The sequence below is a fragment of the Streptosporangium sp. NPDC002721 genome (assembly GCF_042888905.1).
Taxonomy (GTDB): Bacteria; Actinomycetota; Actinomycetes; order Streptosporangiales; family Streptosporangiaceae; genus Streptosporangium.
The window spans coordinates 186,434-203,751 of the sequence record NZ_JBIAQI010000019.1 but is presented as its reverse complement, the minus strand read 5'-3'; the positions used below and the strand labels follow the sequence as shown (position 1 = coordinate 203,751).

Sequence of the window (17,318 nt, the reverse complement as noted above, 5' to 3'; positions counted from 1 at the left end):
AGCGCTCCTGATGTCCTCGACCATGGCCGGGATCCTGTTCATCGGATCCCTCGTCGTCGCCCTCGCGCTGGTCCACCGGCCGCTGGGCGACTACATGTACCGCGTCTACAGCGGTACGAAGCATCTCGCCGTCGAGCGGGTGATCTACCGGCTCGTCGGCGTCCAGCCGGACACCGGGCAGCGGTGGGGCGTCTACGCCCGCGCCCTGCTGGCGTTCTCGGCGATCTCCATCCTGCTGCTCTACGGGCTGCAGCGGCTGCAGGACAGGCTGTTCCTGTCGCTGGGCTTCGCCCCGGTGACCGACCACGTCGCCTGGAACACCGCCGTCAGCTTCGTCACCAACACCAACTGGCAGGCGTACTCGGGCGAGTCGACCATGGGCCACCTGGTGCAGATGTCCGGCCTGGCGGTGCAGAACTTCGTGTCCGCCGCGGTGGGCATGGCGGTGGCGATCGCGCTGGTCCGCGGCTTCGCCCGCAGGAGGACCGACGAGCTCGGCAACTTCTGGGTGGACCTGGTCCGCGGCACGATCCGCATCCTGCTGCCCCTCGCCGTCGTCGGCGCGGTCGTGCTGGTGGCCGGCGGCCTGATCCAGAACTTCGCCTCCCCGCACGAGGTGACCACCCTGACCGGCGGCACCCAGGCGATCACCGGCGGCCCGGTGGCGAGCCAGGAGATCATCAAGGAGCTGGGCAACAACGGCGGCGGGTTCTACAACACGAACTCGGCCCACCCGTTCGAGAACGCCACCTCCTGGACCAACTGGGTCGAGATCTTCGCGATCTTCCTCATCCCGTTCGCGCTGCCCCGCGCGTTCGGCCGCATGGTCGGCGACGTCCGGCAGGGCTACGCGATCGTCGCGATCATGGGGACCCTGGCGCTGGCGAGCGTCGCGCTGCTGACCGGGCTGGAGATCGCCCACGGCGGCACGGTCCCGCAGGCGGTCGGCGCGGCGATGGAGGGCAAGGACGTGCGCTTCGGCGTGCCCAACTCCGGCACCTTCGCCGCCGCCACCACGCTCACCTCCACCGGCGCGGTCAACTCCTTCCACGACTCGTTCACCGCGCTCGGCGGCATGCTCACGATGTTCAACATGATGCTCGGCGAGGTCGCCCCCGGCGGCGCGGGCGCGGGCCTGTACGGCATGCTCGTCCTCGCCGTGATCACGGTCTTCGTGGCCGGGCTCATGGTCGGCCGCACGCCCGAGTACCTGGGCAAGCGGATCGGCTCGCGGGAGATCAAGTTCGCCGCGATGTACTTCCTGGTCACGCCGCTGCTCGTGCTGACCGGCACGGCGCTGGCGATGGGCTCGGCCGAGCAGCGGGCGAGCATGCTCAACAGCGGCCCGCACGGCTTCTCCGAGGTGCTGTACGCCTTCACCAGCGCGTCCAACAACAACGGCTCGGCGTTCGGCGGCATCACCGTCAACACGCCGTGGTACGACGTGGCGCTCGGCCTGTGCATGGCCTTCGGCCGGTTCCTGCCGATCGTCTTCGTCCTCGCCCTGGCCGGTTCCCTGGCCAGGCAGGCACCGGTGCCCGTGTCGGCGGGCACGCTGCCCACGCACCGCCCGCAGTTCGTCGGCATGGTCGTCGGCGTGACGGTGATCCTCGTCGCGCTGACCTTCCTGCCCGCCCTGGCGCTCGGCCCGCTCGCGGAAGGAATCCAGTGATGTCCACCCAGACGCTCGAAGCGCCGGGCCGTCCCCCCGCCCCCAAGGACGGGAAGAAGGACGGGAAGGTGGGCGGCGGCCTCCTCGACCCCGGGCAGCTGGTCACCTCGCTGCCCGAGGCGGTGCGGAAGCTCAACCCGGCCACGCTCTGGCGCAACCCGGTGATGCTGATCGTCGAGATCGGCGCGGTCTTCACCACGGTGCTCGCCGTGCTCACCCCGTCGTTCTTCGCCTGGGCCACCGTGGTGTGGCTCTGGCTGACGGTGATCTTCGCCAACCTGGCCGAGGCCGTCGCCGAGGGGCGCGGCAAGGCCCAGGCGGCGACCTTGCGCGCCGCCAAGCGCGACACCACGGCGCGGCGGCTGCGCGGGCGCGACTCAGGCGAGTGGGACGTCGTCGGGGCCCCCGAACTGCTGCGCGGCGACTTCGTCGTCGTGGAGGCAGGGGAGATCATCCCCGGTGACGGCGACGTGGTCGAGGGCATCGCCTCGGTGGACGAGTCGGCCATCACCGGCGAGTCCGCCCCGGTCATCCGCGAGTCGGGCGGCGACAGGTCGGCGGTGACCGGCGGCACCAAGGTGCTGAGCGACCGGATCGTCGTCGAGATCACCCAGCGGCCCGGCGAGAGCTTCATCGACCGGATGATCGCCCTGGTCGAGGGCGCCGACCGGCAGAAGACGCCCAACGAGATCGCGCTCAACATCCTGCTCGCCGCTTTGACGATCATCTTCCTCGTCGCCACCGCGACCATGCAGCCGCTGGCGATCTACGCCAAGGCCCAGAACCCCGGCGTACCGGACTCGCTCGCCCTGACCGGGGACGGCGTCACCGGCATCGTGCTGGTCGCGCTGCTGGTCTGCCTCATCCCGACCACGATAGGGGCGCTGCTGTCGGCGATCGGCATCGCGGGCATGGACCGCCTCGTCCAGCGCAACGTCCTCGCGATGAGCGGGCGCGCGGTCGAGGCCGCCGGGGACGTCAACACCCTGCTGCTGGACAAGACCGGCACCATCACGCTGGGCAACCGGCAGGCGTCGGAGTTCCTCACCGCGCCCGGCGTCTCCGCCGACGAGCTGGCGACGGCCGCGCAGCTGGCCAGCCTCGCCGACGAGACCCCCGAGGGCCGCTCCATCGTGGTCTACGCCAAGCAGGCGTACGGCCTGCGAGAGCGCGAACCCGGCGAGCTCGCCCACGCCGAGTGGATCGGCTTCACCGCGCAGACCCGGATGAGCGGCGTCGACCTCGACGGCCGCCAGGTCCGCAAGGGCGCCGCCACCGCGGTGATGAAGTGGGTACGCGAGCACGGCGGCCACCCCACCGACGAGGTGGGGGGCATCGTCGACGCCGTCTCCGGCTCCGGCGGCACCCCGCTGGTCGTCGGTGAGGTCGTCGAGGGCGCCGAGAACAGGGCGCGCGTCCTGGGCGTCGTCCACCTCAAGGACGTCGTCAAGCAGGGCATGCGCGAGCGCTTCGACGAGATGCGCAGGATGGGCATCCGCACCGTCATGATCACTGGCGACAACCCGCTGACGGCGAAGGCCATCGCCGACGAGGCGGGCGTGGACGACTTCCTCGCCGAGGCCACGCCCGAGGACAAACTCGCCCTGATCAAGTCGGAGCAGGAGGGCGGCAGGCTCGTCGCGATGACCGGCGACGGCACCAACGATGCGCCCGCGCTCGCGCAGGCCGACGTCGGGGTGGCGATGAACACCGGCACCTCGGCCGCCAAAGAGGCCGGCAACATGGTCGACCTCGACTCCAACCCGACCAAGCTCATCGAGATCGTCGAGATCGGCAAGCAGCTGCTCATCACCCGCGGCGCGCTGACGACCTTCTCCATCGCCAACGACGTCGCCAAGTACTTCGCGATCATTCCCGCGATGTTCGCGGCGGTCTACCCGGGCCTGGACGCGCTGAACGTGATGCGCCTGTCCAGCCCGCAGTCGGCGATCCTGTCGGCGGTCGTCTTCAACGCGGTCGTCATCGTCGCGCTGATCCCGCTCGCCCTGCGCGGCGTGCGCTACCGCCCCTCCAGCGCCTCGAAACTGCTCGGCCGCAACCTCTACGTCTACGGTCTGGGCGGCATCGTCGTGCCCTTCGTCGGCATCAAGCTGATAGACCTTCTCATCCAGTTCCTTCCGGGGATGTCGTAATGGAACGCCTGCCCAGCTGGATCCGCCAGCATCTCGCCGCGCTCCGCGCGCTGCTCGTCCTCACCCTGGTCACCGGGGCCCTCTACCCGCTGGTGATCACCGGCGTCGCCCAGGCCGTGTTCGACGACGGCGCCAACGGCTCCCTCGTCCGGAAGGACGGGAAGGACGTGGGCAGCGCGATCGTCGGCCAGAGCTTCACCGACGCCGACGGCAACCCGGTCGGCAGGTACTTCCAGAGCCGTCCCTCGGCGGCCGGTGACGGCTACGACATGCTCTCCACCGCCGCGAGCAACCTCGGGCCCGAGGACGTCGTGGACATCCCGGGGGAGGAGGGCAGGCAGAGCCTGCTCACCCAGGTATGCGCCCGGTCCAGGGCCGTCGGGGAACTGGAGGGGGTGAGCGGCGCCCGGCCGTACTGCACGCCCGACGGGGTCGGCGCCGTTCTGAAGGTCTTCCCCGCCGTCGGCACCCCCACCAGGGCCGTCAGCGTCAACCAGGCCTGCCCCGCGACCCCGTTCGTCGCCGAGTACCGCGGCGTCAGGGTCGAGTGCGGCAAGCCGGGCGAGGACTACGCGGCCGGGCGCACCGTCCCGGTCCGCGGCACGGCCCGCGCCGTGGTGCCCGCCGACGCGGTCACCGCCAGCGGCTCCGGCCTCGACCCGGACATCTCCGTCGCGTACGCCGACCTCCAGGCGGCCCGGGTGGCCAGGGAGCGCGGCATCCCCGAGGAGCGGGTACGGCAGCTGATCGCGGCGAACACCACCGGCCGCTCCCTCGGTTTCATGGGAGAACCGGCGGTGAACGTCCTCGAACTCAACCTGGCGCTCGACCGATGAGCAGGGGGCGGGGGCGGCTGCGCGTCTACCTCGGAGCCGCGCCGGGTGTCGGCAAGACGTACACGATGCTCTGCGAGGGGCGCCGCCGCCTCGAGCGGGGCACCGACGTCGTCGTGGCCCTCGTCGAGACCCACGGCCGCCCCCGCACCGCGGAGCTCCTCGACGGCATGGAGGTCGTCCCGCGCGCGAGCCTGGTCCACCGGGGGAGCGTGTTCACCGAGCTCGACGTGGACGCCGTCATCGCCAGGAGGCCGAAGGTCGCCCTGGTCGACGAGCTCGCCCACACCAACGTGCCCGGCTCGCGCAACGCCAAGCGCTGGCAGGACATCGAGGACATCCTCGACGCGGGCATCGACGTCGTCTCCACCGTCAACATCCAGCACCTGGAGTCGCTCAACGACGTGGTCGAGGAGATCACCGGGGTGGCCCAGCGCGAGACGGTGCCCGACGAGGTGGTGCGCCGCGCCGACCAGGTCGAGCTGGTGGACATGGCCCCCGAGGCGCTGCGGCGGCGGATGGCGCACGGCAACGTGTACGCGCCGGAGAAGGTCGACGCGGCCCTGTCGAACTACTTCAGGGTCGGCAACCTCACCGCGCTGCGCGAGCTGGCGCTGCTGTGGACGGCGGGCAAGGTCGACGACCAGCTCGACCGCTACCGCGCCGAGCACGGCATCGCCGGCACCTGGGAGGCGCGCGAGCGCGTCGTGGTCGCGCTGACCGGCGGCCCGGAGGGCGACACGCTGGTGCGGCGGGCCGCCAGGATCGCGGGCAGGAGCAAGGGGGCCGACCTGCTGGCCGTGCACGTCACGCGCGCCGACGGCCTGGCCGGGGCCGACCCGGCGAGCACGGCCCGCCAGCGCACGCTGGTGGAGGACATGGGCGGCACCTACCACCAGGTCGTCGGCGACGACGTGCCGACCGCCCTGCTGGACTTCGCCCGCGGCGTCAACGCCACCCAGCTGGTGCTGGGGGCCTCCCGGCGCGGCCGGTTCGCCCAGATCCTCTCCCGGGGGGTCGGGGTGACCACGACCGCGCGGTCCGGGTCCATCGACGTCCACATGATCACTCATGACAGGGTGAGCCGGGGGCGCGACCGTGCCCCGTCGCGGGCCGCGCTGACCCGTACCCGCCGGGTGGCCGGCTGGGGCCTCGCGATCCTCGGGCTGCCGCTCCTGACCGCGGTGCTGCATCCCTTCCGGGGGCACCTGAACCTGCCGAGCGACATACTGCTCTTCCTGCTCATGGTGGTGGTGGTCGCCCTGGCGGGCGGCATGTGGCCGGCCGTCACCGCCGCCGTGCTCGGCTTCCTGCTGCTCAACTACTTCTTCACGGCGCCGGTCGACCGCTTCACCATCGCCGACCCCGAGAACCTGTTCGCGCTGAGCGTCTACGTGCTGGTGGCCGTCATGGTGAGCGCGGTCGTGGACGTCGCCGCCCGCCGTACGCGGGAGGCGGCCCGCGCCCGCGCCGACGCCGAGGTCCTCTCCACCCTGGCCGGGCACGTGCTCCGCGGCGAGCACGCGCTCGCCTCGCTGCTCGCCCGGCTGCGGGAGACCTTCGGGCTCGCCTCGGTCACCCTGCTGGAACGCACCGGCGAGCAGGGCCCCGACGACCAGTCCGACCCCGAGGCGTGGCGGATCGTGGCCACCGCCGGCGAGACGCCCTGCACCTGCCCCGGAGGCGCGGACACCGACGTGGTCATCGACGAGCGGCTCGTCCTGGCTATCCGGGGCAGGCTGCTGGAGGCGTCCGACCGGCGGGTGCTCGAGGCGTTCGCCGCCGAGGCGGCGGTGGCGCTGCGCCAGGACCGGCTCGCGGCGGAGGCCGAGCAGGCCAGGCCGCTGGCCGAGGCCGACAGGATGCGCACCGCGCTGCTCGCCGCGGTCAGCCACGACCTGCGCACCCCGCTCGCCTCGGCCAAGGCGGCCGTGGAGAGCCTGCGCAACACCGGCATCGACTGGTCGCCCCAGGACAGGGAGGAACTGCTCGCCACCGCCGACGAGTCCCTCGCCAAGCTGGACCGCCTGGTGGCCAACCTGCTCGACATGAGCCGCCTGCAGGCGGGGGTGCTCGGGCTGAGGCTGGAGCCGACCGCGCTGGAGGAGATCGTGCCGCGCGCCGTCGACGACCTCGGCCCGCTGTCGCCGCGGATCGAGGTGGACCTCCCGGCCGATCTGCCCGAGGTCGTCGCCGACCAGGCGCTGCTGGAACGCATCCTGGTCAACCTCATGTCCAACGCCGTCCGCTACAGCCCCGGGGACCGCAAGGTCCTCGTCAAGGCGGGCGAGTACGGCGACCACGTGGAGATCCGCGTCGTCGACCGGGGCACGGGCATCCCGCCCGACGCCTACGACCGGGTCTTCATGCCCTTCCAGCGGCTCGGCGACCGCGACAACCACACCGGCGTCGGCCTGGGCCTCGCGCTCTCCCGGGGGCTCGCCGAGGCGATGGCCGGGACCCTGCTGCCGGACGAGACCCCAGGGGGTGGCCTCACCATGATCCTGACCCTTCCCGTCTCCTCCCGGGCGCGAGCGGGCGCCTCGGGGGAACGCGCCTCCGGGGAACGCGCCTCCGGGGAACGGCCGTGACCCGCGTCCTCGTCGTCGACGACGAGCCCCAGCTGCTGCGCGCCCTGCGCATCAACCTCGCCGCGCGCCACTACGACGTGGCCGTGGCCCCCGACGGCGGCGCGGCCCTGCGCCAGGCCGCCGACTGGCACCCCGACCTGGTCGTGCTCGACCTCGGCCTGCCCGACCTCGACGGGATCGACGTCATCCACGGCCTGCGCGGCTGGACCACCGTCCCGATCATCGTGCTCTCCGGCCGTACGGGAGGGTCCGACAAGGTGGACGCGCTGGACGCCGGGGCCGACGACTACGTCACCAAGCCGTTCGGCATCGACGAGCTCCTCGCCCGCATCCGGGCCGTCTCCCGCCGCAGCGCGCTGCACGAGGCGGAGCTCGCCGAGATCCGCGTCGGCGACCGGGTGGTGGACCTGGTCGACAAGACCGTCTCCGGCGGCGTACGGCTCACGCCCACCGAGTGGCACCTGCTGGAGATCCTGGTCCGCAACCCCGGCAAGCTCATCACCCAGCGGCAGCTGCTGACGGAGGTCTGGGGCGCCAAGTACCTCAGGGAGACCCACTACCTGCGCCAGTACATGGCCCAGATGCGCAAGAAGCTGGAACGGGACCCGGCCCACCCGGTCCACCTGCTCACCGAGCCCGGCATGGGGTACCGCTTCCAGCCCTGAACAGTCCTGATGCCGGCGCGCTCAGCGGGCCCGGTCGTAGACGAGGGCCAGCGTGCCGTGCTCGCCCGCGGCCTGGCTCGCGAGCGTCCACCGCCCCGCGGGCAGGCCGTCGTCGAAGAGGCGCGGCCCGCCGCCGAGGAAGACCGGGAAGACGGTGAGCGCCAGCCGGTCGACCTCGTCGGCCGCGAGCAGCGCCTTGATGACGCTCGCGCTGGAGAGTACGACGATGTCGCCGCCCTCGGCCGCCCTGAGGTCCGCGACCACCTCGGCGGCCGGCTTGTCGACGACCGTCGTCCGCTCCCACGGCGCGTCGCCGAGGGTGGAGGACAGGACCACCTTGTCGGCGTCGACGAGCCACTTCGCGAAGCCCTCGTCGCGCGGGTCGGCTCCTTCCGCGCCGATGACGGTGGGCCAGAAGCCGAGGAACCCCTCGGCGTTGACCCGCCCGAGCAGGGCCGTCGTCGCGGGCTCCCAGAGGCCGGTCAGGTGGTCGCGGGCGAGGTCGGTGTGCGCGTACGGCATCACCCAGCCCATGTCCGTGGGGTCGCCCGGCCCGGCGTAGCGGCCGTCGAGGGAGAGGTTCATGTTGGCGACGACCCTGCGGCCGCCGGTCTGCTGCGTCACTTCGTGCTCCTGGTGTCGGTGTCGTGCCCGCTTCCGGCGGTGGCAGTGGCGGTGGTGGCGTCGTGCGGGTTCGCGGCGAGGGTCGCCGCGAGCTTGTCGAGGCTCTGGCCGAAGCCGATCTCGATGCCCGCGACGAAGTCCGCGGAGTCGACCGTGCTGTCGGCGATCCGGTAGTGGACGTCGAGGTCCGTGCCGGTGTCGGTGGGCCGGAGGCCGATGTCGAGGTGGGCGGTGAAGGCGACGCCGCCGCCGGGCAGCAGCGGGAAGAGCCGGTAGGCGAGGCGCTCACCGGGGCGTACGTCGTCGACGACCCCCTCCGCGCGCCCGGCGACCAGGTCGGAGCCGTCGGCGTCCTCGGCGTCGCGGTACTCGTGGACGATCCGGCCGCCCGGCCGCGCCTCGAACACGAGCTCGGAGACGCGCAGGTCGTCGGGCGTCCACCACCGGGCGAGCAGGGACGACTCGGTCAGGTGGCGCCAGACCAGCTCGGGCCGCCCCGCCAGCGACCGGTGGAACCCGAACGTGCGGCCGTCGGCCCAGCCCGGCTCCTCGGCGGCGAGCCGCTCCGCGTGGAGGCTGAGCCCGTAGCGGTCGTAGGTCTCGCGCGGGCCGCCGGCCCGGTCCGCGGCGTCGGCGAGCCGGCCGAGCGCGGTCGCCAGGTCCCGCAGGGCATCGGAACGGAGCGCGTAGACGCGGCGCTGGCCGGTGCGCCGGCAGGTGACGACACCGGCGCGCTCCAGGGTCTGCAGGTGTTTGGTCGTCTGCGGCTGGCGCGCCCCGGCGAGCTGGGCGAGGACACCGACCGACCGGGGCCGCTCGGCCAGCAGGTTCACGAGCCGCCAGCGGGCCGGGTCGGCCAGCGCGGTGAGGAGTGCGTCCATGGACCGAAGTATTCTCCATAGCGAATATTCGTGTCAAGGAATAAGTGGGAACGCGATCACTGTGGCCCGCGCGTCCCGCTGAAGGTCGCAGGCGGCCGGAGGAGGCCCCGCGTCGGGCCCGGGTTGTTCGGAGATGTCACAGGCGGGGTCGCTGTCTCGTCATACGCGGTGCGGGCAATCTTCGATCTTCGACCAAGGAGTGGGCGATGAACCTCGCGCTGTGGATCGCCGCCGGGCTGCTGGCCGCGGTGGCCCTGGCCGGTGGCATCAGCAAGACATTCGTGCCCGGGGAGAGGCTGGCCGCGGTCCACGGCGGGGGATGGACCGGCGACGTCGGCGCCCCCTTCGTCAAGACCCTCGGCGTCCTCGAACTCCTGGCCGCGGTGGGCCTGATCCTGCCCGCCGTGCTCGGCGTCGTACCGGTTCTGGTGCCGGTCACCGCGCTCTGCTGGGTCCTGCTGATGACCGGCGCGATGATCACTCACGGCCGCCGTGGCGAGTTCGGCTTCGTGGTGCTGAACCTGGCCTACCTCGCGCTCGCGGCGTTCATCGCATGGGGCCGCCTCGGCCCCGAGCCCTTCATCGGCTGACCGGCGGTGACGCGCGGTTCCCGATCGCCCGGCCCTGTCCCGTCCGGGAGCGCGGGGCGAGCGGGCGTCCCGTCCGGGGAAGCGATTGCCGATCATAGGAGTGTTCGTGGCGGGTGGCGCCAGGCACGGGAGTGTTCGCGGCGGGTGGCGCCGGGGCCTCGGGAAGGAGCCTTCATGAGCAGGACCGAGGAGTTCCAGGAGCTGCGGCCACTGCTGTTCTCGATCGCCTACCGGATCCTGGGCGGCGTGAGCGAGGCCGAGGACGCGGTCCAGGAGACCTGGCTGCGCTTCGAGGCGTCCCCGACGCGGCCCAGGTCGGTCAAGGACTTCCTCTCGGCCACGGTGACCCGGATCTCGATCGACGTGCTGCGCTCGGCCCGCGTCCGGAGGGAGAGGTACGTGGGACCGTGGTTCCCCGAGCCGCTGCTCGCCGACCCCTACGAGGACCCGGCGCGGTCGGCGGAACTGGCCGACTCGGTGTCGATGGCGGCCCTGTTGCTGCTGGAGCGGCTCAGCCCGCTGGAACGGGCGGTGTTCGTGCTGCGGGAGGTGTTCGACTTCGGCTTTCCCGAGGTCGCGTCGGTGGTGGGGCGCTCGGAGGCGGCGTGCCGCCAGCTGGCGACGCGGGCGCGGCGCCACATGGCCGCGGGCCGGTCCCGCTTCGAGGCGGATCGCGGGGAGCGGGAGCGGCTGGCGGCGCGGTTCTTCGACGCCCTCCGCGAGGGCGACGTCGCGGGCCTGCGGGAACTGCTCGCCGCCGACGTCTCGATGGTCGGCGACGGCGGCGGCAAGGCCCCGCAGCTGGCCGGGGCCGTCGTCGGCGCCGGGAAGGTGGCCCGGCTGCTCGGCCTCCTCTTCCCCCGGATGGCCCGGGTCGACGTGACGTTCGAGCCGCACGAGGTCAACGGCGAGCCGGGCGCGATCTTCCACGACAGGGACGGCGGGGTGCTCAACATCCTCGTGCTCGACGTCCTCGACGGGCGGATCCAGACGATCCGCTCGGTGATCAACCCCGACAAGCTCGGGCACGTGGGCCCGGTGGCGGACGCCTGGGCCGTCGACCGCGAGGTGAGGCGGGCGGGCCGGCCGGGCGCGAGGTGAGATGTGTGGGTCGGCCGGGCGCGAGGTGACCGCGCGGGGCCGCCTTTGACGTCGCGGTGCCGGACGCGCCGGCGGCCCCGACGGCCGGTCACGCGGCCGCCGGCCGTCCCGGTGTCCTCGCCCGACACGGCCGGCCCGCCGGTTCTTCGTGACCGCCCTCCGACGCGACGGAGGCGCCGGTCCCTACCTCGCGGCGCGTCCCCTCAGGGCGTCGCGTCCCCGCGCCACGATGATGTCGACGGCCTTGACGTCGTCGATGTCACGGGCCTCGGCGAGCGCCTTCTTGGCCGCGTCGTAGGCGTCCAGGGCCCGGTGCCAGTTGACGTCGTCCCCGCCGCCCTCACCGTCGGCCAGGCGGTCGATCTCCTCGCCCAGCCGCGTCACGTTCTCCTCCTGCGACCGCCTGGCCCCCTCAAGGTGGGCCGCCCGCGCGATCGCCTCCTGCCTGGTGGCCTTCCCGCGCCGCCGCTTGCGGGCGACCACCTTGACCAGCACCCAGAACGCGACCAGGCCCGCCAGCGAGAGGAAGATCACCCAGCCGATCGCCGGCCGGCTGGACGACCCCGACAGGTCGGCGTCCTTGGCGCGGTCGGTCTTCATGCCGGTGACCTCGGCGTCCACGAAGGTGGCGCCTCGCAGCTCGGTGTAGCGCAGGTCGGCGTCGGTCAGCGTCGCCCCGCGGAAGACCGCGCCCTGGAACTTGCCGCTGCTCAGGTCGGCCCGCTCCATCCTGGCGCCGGTGAAGTCGGCCCCGTCGGCCCTGGCGCTGCCGAACTCCGCGTCGCGCAGGTCGGCGCCGCTCAGCTTGGCCTCCGTCAGGTCGGCGCTGCCGAACTCCGCCCCCGACAGGTCCGCCTTCGACAGGTTCGCCCCGGCCAGCTTGGCGCTGCCGAGCGCCGCCCTCGCCATGCGCGCCCCCGTCAGGTCGGCCCCCATCAGCTCGACGCTGCCGAGCTTGGCGCGCTCCAGGCGCGCGCCGCGCAGGTCGGCGCCCTTGAGGTAGCGGATCGTGGCCCCGACGGCCGAGGCGTCGCGCAGGATCGCCTTGTCCAGCTTGACGATGCCCAGGTCGACCCCGTCCAGCTTGGCGCCGGTCAGGTCGGCGCAGCTCAGGTCCCGGGGGAACTCGGCGACCGAGGTCAGGTCCCAGCCCGCGTACTTCTGCCCGCTGCCCGGCTCGCACGCCGGATCGGGGACCGGCAGGCTCTTGGGCACGCCCTTGCTGCCCGCCAGCCGCGCGCCCGTGACGTCGCCCAGCTCGGCACCGCCGAGGTCGGCGCCCCGGAAGGTCGCGCCCTCCAGCACCGACCCGCGCAGCTGCGCGCCCCGCAGGTCGGCGTCCCGGAACACGGTTTTGATCATCGTGGAGTTGTACATGCGGGCCTTGGGCGCCTTGAGGCCGGTGAGATCGGCCCGGCGCATGTCCGTGTTGTAGGCGTCGGCGTCGGTCAGGTCGACGCCGACCAGCTTCGCGTCGTCGAACTGGGCCGCGTACGTCCTGGCGCGCACCATCGTGGCCCCGCTCAGGTCGGCCCCCTCGAAGTGCGCGTTGTAGGGCACCGAGTCGTCCATGGTCGCCTCGCGCAGGTCGGCGCCGCGCAGGTTCGCGTAGTACAGCTCCGCCTCCGACAGGTCGGCGCCGCGCAGCTTGGCCCCGGCCATCTCGGCGTTCCCGAGGCGGGCGCCCTTGAGCGAGGCGCCCCGCAGGTCGGCCCCGGTGAGGAGGCTGCGCACGACCACGCCGTCCAGCTTCGCCTTCCGCAGGTCGGCGCAGGACAGGTCGGCGGGCAGCGCGACGCGGGTGAGGTCCCTGCCGGCCAGCCTGGGACCGCTGCCGGGCCTGCAAGCGGCCCTGGCGCCCGCCGCCGCCCGGCTGTCCTGGACGGTCTCGGTGTCCCGGACGGTCCAGGTGTTCTGAACGGTCCCGGTGTCCTGGACGGTCCCGGTGTCCTGGACGGAGTGAGCCGACGCAGAGGGGGCGGGGAAGAGGGCGGCGGGCAGGAGCACGGCACCGGCGAGCAGGCGGGTAAGGCTGAACATGTCTCTCTCACTGTCTCCCCCCGAGGCGCGCGGACCCGGCCGGCGGGGGAGAGCGGTGCCGGGCGGGAGTTCGTGGACAGGCCGGTGTGGGTGAGGCCCCGAGGGGAGGGGCCGCCCGATGGACCATACGGGAACGCGACCCTTTATAGGAGGGCCCGGTTGCGGCCCGCTTGCGAACCGCCTTCCACCGCTTCCTCGTTCCCGCCGTGTCCCTGTTCCCGCCGTGTCGCGGACGGGCTTCCGTTTCCCCGTCACGCCGTGTCGCGGACGGTCTCCTGTTCCGGTTCCTCCCGCCGTACCGTGGAGGGCCCTCGGCCTTGGCAGCCTCGGCCCTTTCCTTTCCGGCCGGCTCGGCTCCCGCCGCGGCCCGGACCTCTCCCGCGCGAATCGCGGCACCGCTGAGCGCGGCACCGCGACGGCGGTACGGAGTGGTGCTACAGCGGCTCCGAGTCGTTCGTCCGGGACTGTTGCGCCCAGGCGAGCTGCTCGTTCCCGCGCAGCTCCTCCTCTGCGGTCTGCTCCACCCTGGCCATGGCCCAGCGCAGGATCGGCGGCGCCATGAGCGAGGTCACGATCGCCACCAGAACGACGATCGTGTAGACCTCGACGCTGAGGATGCCCAGCCGCAGGCCGACCATGGCCACGACCACCTCGATCACACCCCGCGCGTTGAGACCCGCGCCCAGGGCCAGGGCCTCCCACTTGTTGAGCCTGCTGAAACGCGCCCCCGCGTACGCCCCGACGAACTTGCCGATGATCGCCACGGCCAGGATGGCGAGCCCGGCGAGCAGGACCATCGGGTCGGCCAGGGACGTCAGGTCCATGCGCAGACCGGCGGTGGCGAAGAAGATCGGCGCGAAGCCGGAGAGCACCACCGTGCGCAGCGGGGCGAGCCGCGCCGGGTCGACGCCGCCCGCGTTGCCGATCAGGATGCCGCACACGAAGGCGCCGAAGACGGCTTCCAGGCCCATCGCGTGCGTGGCGGCGGCGGAGAGCAGGAGCAGCACGGCCGCGGTCGCGACGGCGGCGCCGGAGTCCTCCTCGCCCCGGGAGGTGAGCCGGAACGCGTGCCGCACCAGCGGGCGGCCCACGGTGAGGGCGAAGACCACGACCGCCAGCAGGCAGGCCAGCGAGATCAGCACGTTCCCCGCGCGCAGGCCGGTGGTGGCCATGGCCGACACGATCGACAGCATGAACCAGCCGAACGCGTCGTCGATCATGCCCGCGGCCAGCGTGAGCTGCCCGACGTTGCGGTGGAGCAGCTTCATGTCCATGAGGGTCTTGGCGATGACCGGGATGGCGCTGACGCACATCGCGACGCCGAGGAAGAGCGCGAAGACCAGGGTCTCCGTGCCGGTGGGAATGAGCGTGGCCGGGAGCAGGAATCCCGCGCCGACGCCGAACGCGAGCGGCACCACCAGCCCGCCGATGCTGACCCCGGCGGCCGTGGAGCCCCGGCGCCGGATCAGCCCCATGTCCATGTGGATCCCGGTGATACCGACGAGCAGCAGCACGCCGATCTGCCCGACCGCGTCGAGCAGGTGGAACTGGGCGCTGTCCTGCGGGAACAGCCAGGTGGACAGGTCCGGTGCGACGTGCGCCAGGAACGACGGGCCCAGGAGCACGCCGACGAACAGCTCGCCGACGACGGCGGGCATGCCGAACCGCCTGGCGAGGCGTCCGAAGACGAGGGCGAGCAGCAGGAGCAGCCCGACCTGGAGCAAGAAGATCAGCAGTTGGTGCGCGGCGATCGGCGCCACCGGCGCCGCGAGCGAGACGTGCACGACAGACCCCTCCGGTCTCTCACAAGGCACCGCACTGTCTCCCCAGTCAGGACGGCACGGCGTTCAGCCTGACAAAACGAAGATCGGCAATCAATTCTTGAAGAGTTACCCAAAATATGCGTACACACGTGTTTCGCATGCTTTGTGGGAGACATCACATGGCCGACCACGTTTCACTCGCGGGAGTCCGTGGAGGTGAGAGGGCCGGAGGGCGTGAAATCGTCTCGGCGGCGGATCGATATCTCCCATCCCGCCGTCCATCCCGCCATTCGGGAGGGACTGTTTCGCCTCCGGGGTGGACACGGCGGCACCGCGAACGGATCCGGTGGTCCTCCGCTCACCCGCCGACCGGGAAAGACCGTCTCACCTCCGGCGCGAACACCGTGGTGCCGCCGGTGTGAACACCGTGGCGCCGCCGGCGCGAATCCGGCGGCCCCGGCTCAACCGCCGGAGGGGCCCAGCAGGGTGTCGACCAGGGCGCGGCCGTATCCGGGCGCGAGGGAGTCGCTCAGGAAGAGGACGCGGTACATCATCGGTGCCAGCACGTGGTCCAGCACCAGGTCCAGCGCGGGCACGTCCTCGCCGCGCCCGGCGGCGCGGGTGAGGATGATCTGGATACGGCTGCTGGCGTACGCGCAGCACTGCGCGGTGCTCCGGCCGCTGCCGTCGTCGCCGGCGACCACGTCGCGGGCGAACGCGCGCCCGGTGGGGGAGGACATCTCCTCCAGCCACTCCTCGGCCCACGTCGCGAGGTCGTCCCGCAGGTTGCCGAGGTCGGCCGGGGGGCCGTCGGGCCGCATGTGCTCAAGGGCGACGTCGGCCAGCAGTTCCTGCAGGTCGCCCCACCTGCGGTAGACGGTCGAGGGGGTCACGCCCGCGCGGGCGGCGACGAGCGGCACGGTCAGGTCGGCGCGGTCGCGCTCGGCCAGCAGGGCCCGGACCGCCTCGTGGACGGCCTGCTGCACCCGCGCGCTCCGGCCCCCGGTGCGTACCGCCTGCCTCGTACCCATGATCAGAGCTTAACGCAAAATATTTGCTTCAGTGGGTCTCGGTGTGTACGTTGCTAAACGCAAATCCTTTGCTTTAAAGCTCCGGGAGTCCCTCCATGTCCTCCGTGACCTCGACGCTGCCCGCCCAACGGATCCGCCTGGGGTCGGGCGCGGCCATGGTGCTCCTGGCGACGACCCTCACCACCTTCATGGCCGCCGCCAGCGCGCCCACCCCGCTGTACGCCGTGTACCAGGGCCACTGGGGCTTCTCCTCCAGCGTCCTGACCGCCATCTACGCCATCTACGCCGTGAGCCTGCTGGTGGCGCTGCTCACCGTGGGCTCCCTGTCGGACCACATCGGGCGCCGCCCGGTGATCCTCGGGGCGGTGGCGCTGGAGACGGTCGCGATGGTGATCTTCGCCTCCGCCGACGGGGTGACCGCCCTGGTGGCCGCGCGCGTCGTGCAGGGCTTCGCCACCGGGGCCGCGACCGGGGCGCTGGGAGCGGGCCTGCTGGACGCCGACCGGACGCGCGGCCCGCTGGTCAACAGCGCGACGCCCGCCCTGGGCCTGGCGGCGGGGAGCCTGGGATCGAGCCTGCTCGTGCAGTACCTGCCCGCGCCGACGCGGACGGTGTTCGTCGTCCTGATCGTCGCGTTCGTGCTGCAGGGCGTCGCGATCCTCCTGCTGCCCGAGTCCGTCGGCCGCCGGGCGGGCGCGCTGGCCTCGCTGCGCCCGCACGTCAGCGTGCCCGCCGGGGCGCGCCGGGTCCTGCTGCTGGTCACCCCGATCACCGTGGCCGGATGGGCGCTCGGCGGGTTCTACCTGTCCCTGGGGCCGTCCCTGGCCCGCGAGGTCACCGGCTCGGGGTCGGTCGTGGTGGGCGGCCTGCTGGTCTTCGCGCTCACCATCAGCGGCACCGTCGCGATCCTCGCCCTGCGCTCGGTCCCCGCCCCGCGCGCCATGCGGGTGGCCTCCGTGCTCCTGGCCCTCGGCGTCGGCGTGACCCTGCTCGGCGTGAACACCGGCTCGGTGGCGCTGTTCTTCGCCGGTACGGTCGTCGCCGGGCTGGGCTTCGGCGCGGGCTTCCAGGGGGCCGCGCGCACCCTGCTGCCGGCCGCGGCCCCGCACGAGCGGGCCGGGCTGATGGCCGCCTTCTACATCGTCAGCTACCTCGCCATGGGCATCCCCGCCACCGTCGCCGGGATCGTCGCGGGCCTCCTGCCGCTCGCCGAGCTCACCACGTACTACGGGATCGTCCTCGCCCTCCTGGCGCTGGCCGCGCTGGCCGGGACGTTCCTGCTCCGCGAGCGGCTCCCCGAGGCGGCGCGCGCGGCGTGACCGCTCCCCGGCGCTGCCTGGTGAACCCGGCGGCTGCCTGGTGAACCCGGCGTGG

General features: G+C 72.7%; 13 protein-coding genes. 8 read left to right on the top strand and 5 right to left on the bottom strand.

Annotated elements, in window-relative coordinates; all coding sequences use genetic code 11:
* Positions 1-10: 10 nt before the first annotated feature.
* The 5 genes from kdpA to ACFYWM_RS27215 are packed head-to-tail and all read left to right on the top strand — an operon-like array spanning position 11 to position 7,914.
* Complete coding sequence (gene kdpA / locus ACFYWM_RS27235) at positions 11-1,672, top strand: potassium-transporting ATPase subunit KdpA (protein WP_389918811.1); 1,662 nt, start codon at positions 11-13, stop codon at positions 1,670-1,672.
* A complete protein-coding gene (gene kdpB, locus ACFYWM_RS27230; RefSeq protein ID WP_389918808.1) occupies positions 1,672-3,825 on the top strand; it encodes a potassium-transporting ATPase subunit KdpB in 2,154 nt (717 codons plus the stop codon). Before kdpA ends, kdpB begins: the two co-directional genes overlap by 1 nt.
* Positions 3,825-4,661 (top strand): potassium-transporting ATPase subunit C, encoded by an 837-nt coding sequence (locus ACFYWM_RS27225; protein ID WP_389918805.1) that lies wholly within the window; start codon positions 3,825-3,827, stop codon positions 4,659-4,661. The genes kdpB and ACFYWM_RS27225 overlap by 1 nt, the downstream gene beginning before the upstream one ends.
* Positions 4,658-7,249, top strand: a complete 2,592-nt coding sequence (locus ACFYWM_RS27220) for a DUF4118 domain-containing protein (RefSeq protein ID WP_389918802.1) — start codon at positions 4,658-4,660, stop codon at positions 7,247-7,249. The genes ACFYWM_RS27225 and ACFYWM_RS27220 overlap by 4 nt, the downstream gene beginning before the upstream one ends.
* Positions 7,246-7,914 carry a response regulator gene (locus tag ACFYWM_RS27215; protein ID WP_389918800.1) on the top strand — a complete coding sequence of 223 codons (669 nt, stop codon included), beginning with the start codon at positions 7,246-7,248 and terminating at the stop codon, positions 7,912-7,914. The genes ACFYWM_RS27220 and ACFYWM_RS27215 overlap by 4 nt, the downstream gene beginning before the upstream one ends.
* Before the next feature lie 21 nt (positions 7,915-7,935).
* Here the strand turns inward: ACFYWM_RS27215 and ACFYWM_RS27210 are convergent, their stop codons facing one another.
* Both ACFYWM_RS27210 and ACFYWM_RS27205 read right to left on the bottom strand, forming a co-directional pair.
* On the bottom strand, positions 7,936-8,538 hold the full coding sequence (locus tag ACFYWM_RS27210; RefSeq protein WP_389918797.1) for a dihydrofolate reductase family protein: 603 nt from the start codon (positions 8,536-8,538) through the stop codon (positions 7,936-7,938).
* A complete protein-coding gene (locus tag ACFYWM_RS27205) occupies positions 8,535-9,419 on the bottom strand; it encodes a metalloregulator ArsR/SmtB family transcription factor (protein WP_389918794.1) in 885 nt (294 codons plus the stop codon). Before ACFYWM_RS27205 ends, ACFYWM_RS27210 begins: the two co-directional genes overlap by 4 nt.
* Before the next feature lie 206 nt (positions 9,420-9,625).
* Between ACFYWM_RS27205 and ACFYWM_RS27200 the strand changes: the two genes are divergently transcribed.
* Complete coding sequence (locus ACFYWM_RS27200; protein ID WP_389918791.1) at positions 9,626-10,009, top strand: DoxX family protein; 384 nt, start codon at positions 9,626-9,628, stop codon at positions 10,007-10,009.
* A gap of 174 nt (positions 10,010-10,183) precedes the next feature.
* Entirely contained in the window at positions 10,184-11,110 is a 927-nt protein-coding gene (locus ACFYWM_RS27195; RefSeq protein WP_389918788.1) for an RNA polymerase sigma-70 factor, read from the top strand.
* Positions 11,111-11,293: 183 nt separating this feature from the next.
* Here the strand turns inward: ACFYWM_RS27195 and ACFYWM_RS27190 are convergent, their stop codons facing one another.
* From ACFYWM_RS27190 to ACFYWM_RS27180, 3 genes are all read right to left on the bottom strand, one after another.
* A complete protein-coding gene (locus tag ACFYWM_RS27190) occupies positions 11,294-13,150 on the bottom strand; it encodes a pentapeptide repeat-containing protein (protein ID WP_389918786.1) in 1,857 nt (618 codons plus the stop codon).
* 434 nt (positions 13,151-13,584) lie between these two features.
* Complete coding sequence (locus ACFYWM_RS27185; RefSeq protein ID WP_389918783.1) at positions 13,585-14,934, bottom strand: cation:proton antiporter; 1,350 nt, start codon at positions 14,932-14,934, stop codon at positions 13,585-13,587.
* Between the two features lie 440 nt (positions 14,935-15,374).
* A complete protein-coding gene (locus tag ACFYWM_RS27180) occupies positions 15,375-15,944 on the bottom strand; it encodes a TetR/AcrR family transcriptional regulator (RefSeq protein WP_389918781.1) in 570 nt (189 codons plus the stop codon).
* 95 nt (positions 15,945-16,039) lie between these two features.
* Here ACFYWM_RS27180 and ACFYWM_RS27175 point away from each other — a divergent pair, with 95 nt between their 5' ends.
* On the top strand, positions 16,040-17,263 hold the full coding sequence (locus tag ACFYWM_RS27175) for an MFS transporter (RefSeq protein ID WP_389918778.1): 1,224 nt from the start codon (positions 16,040-16,042) through the stop codon (positions 17,261-17,263).
* Positions 17,264-17,318: the final 55 nt, after the last annotated feature.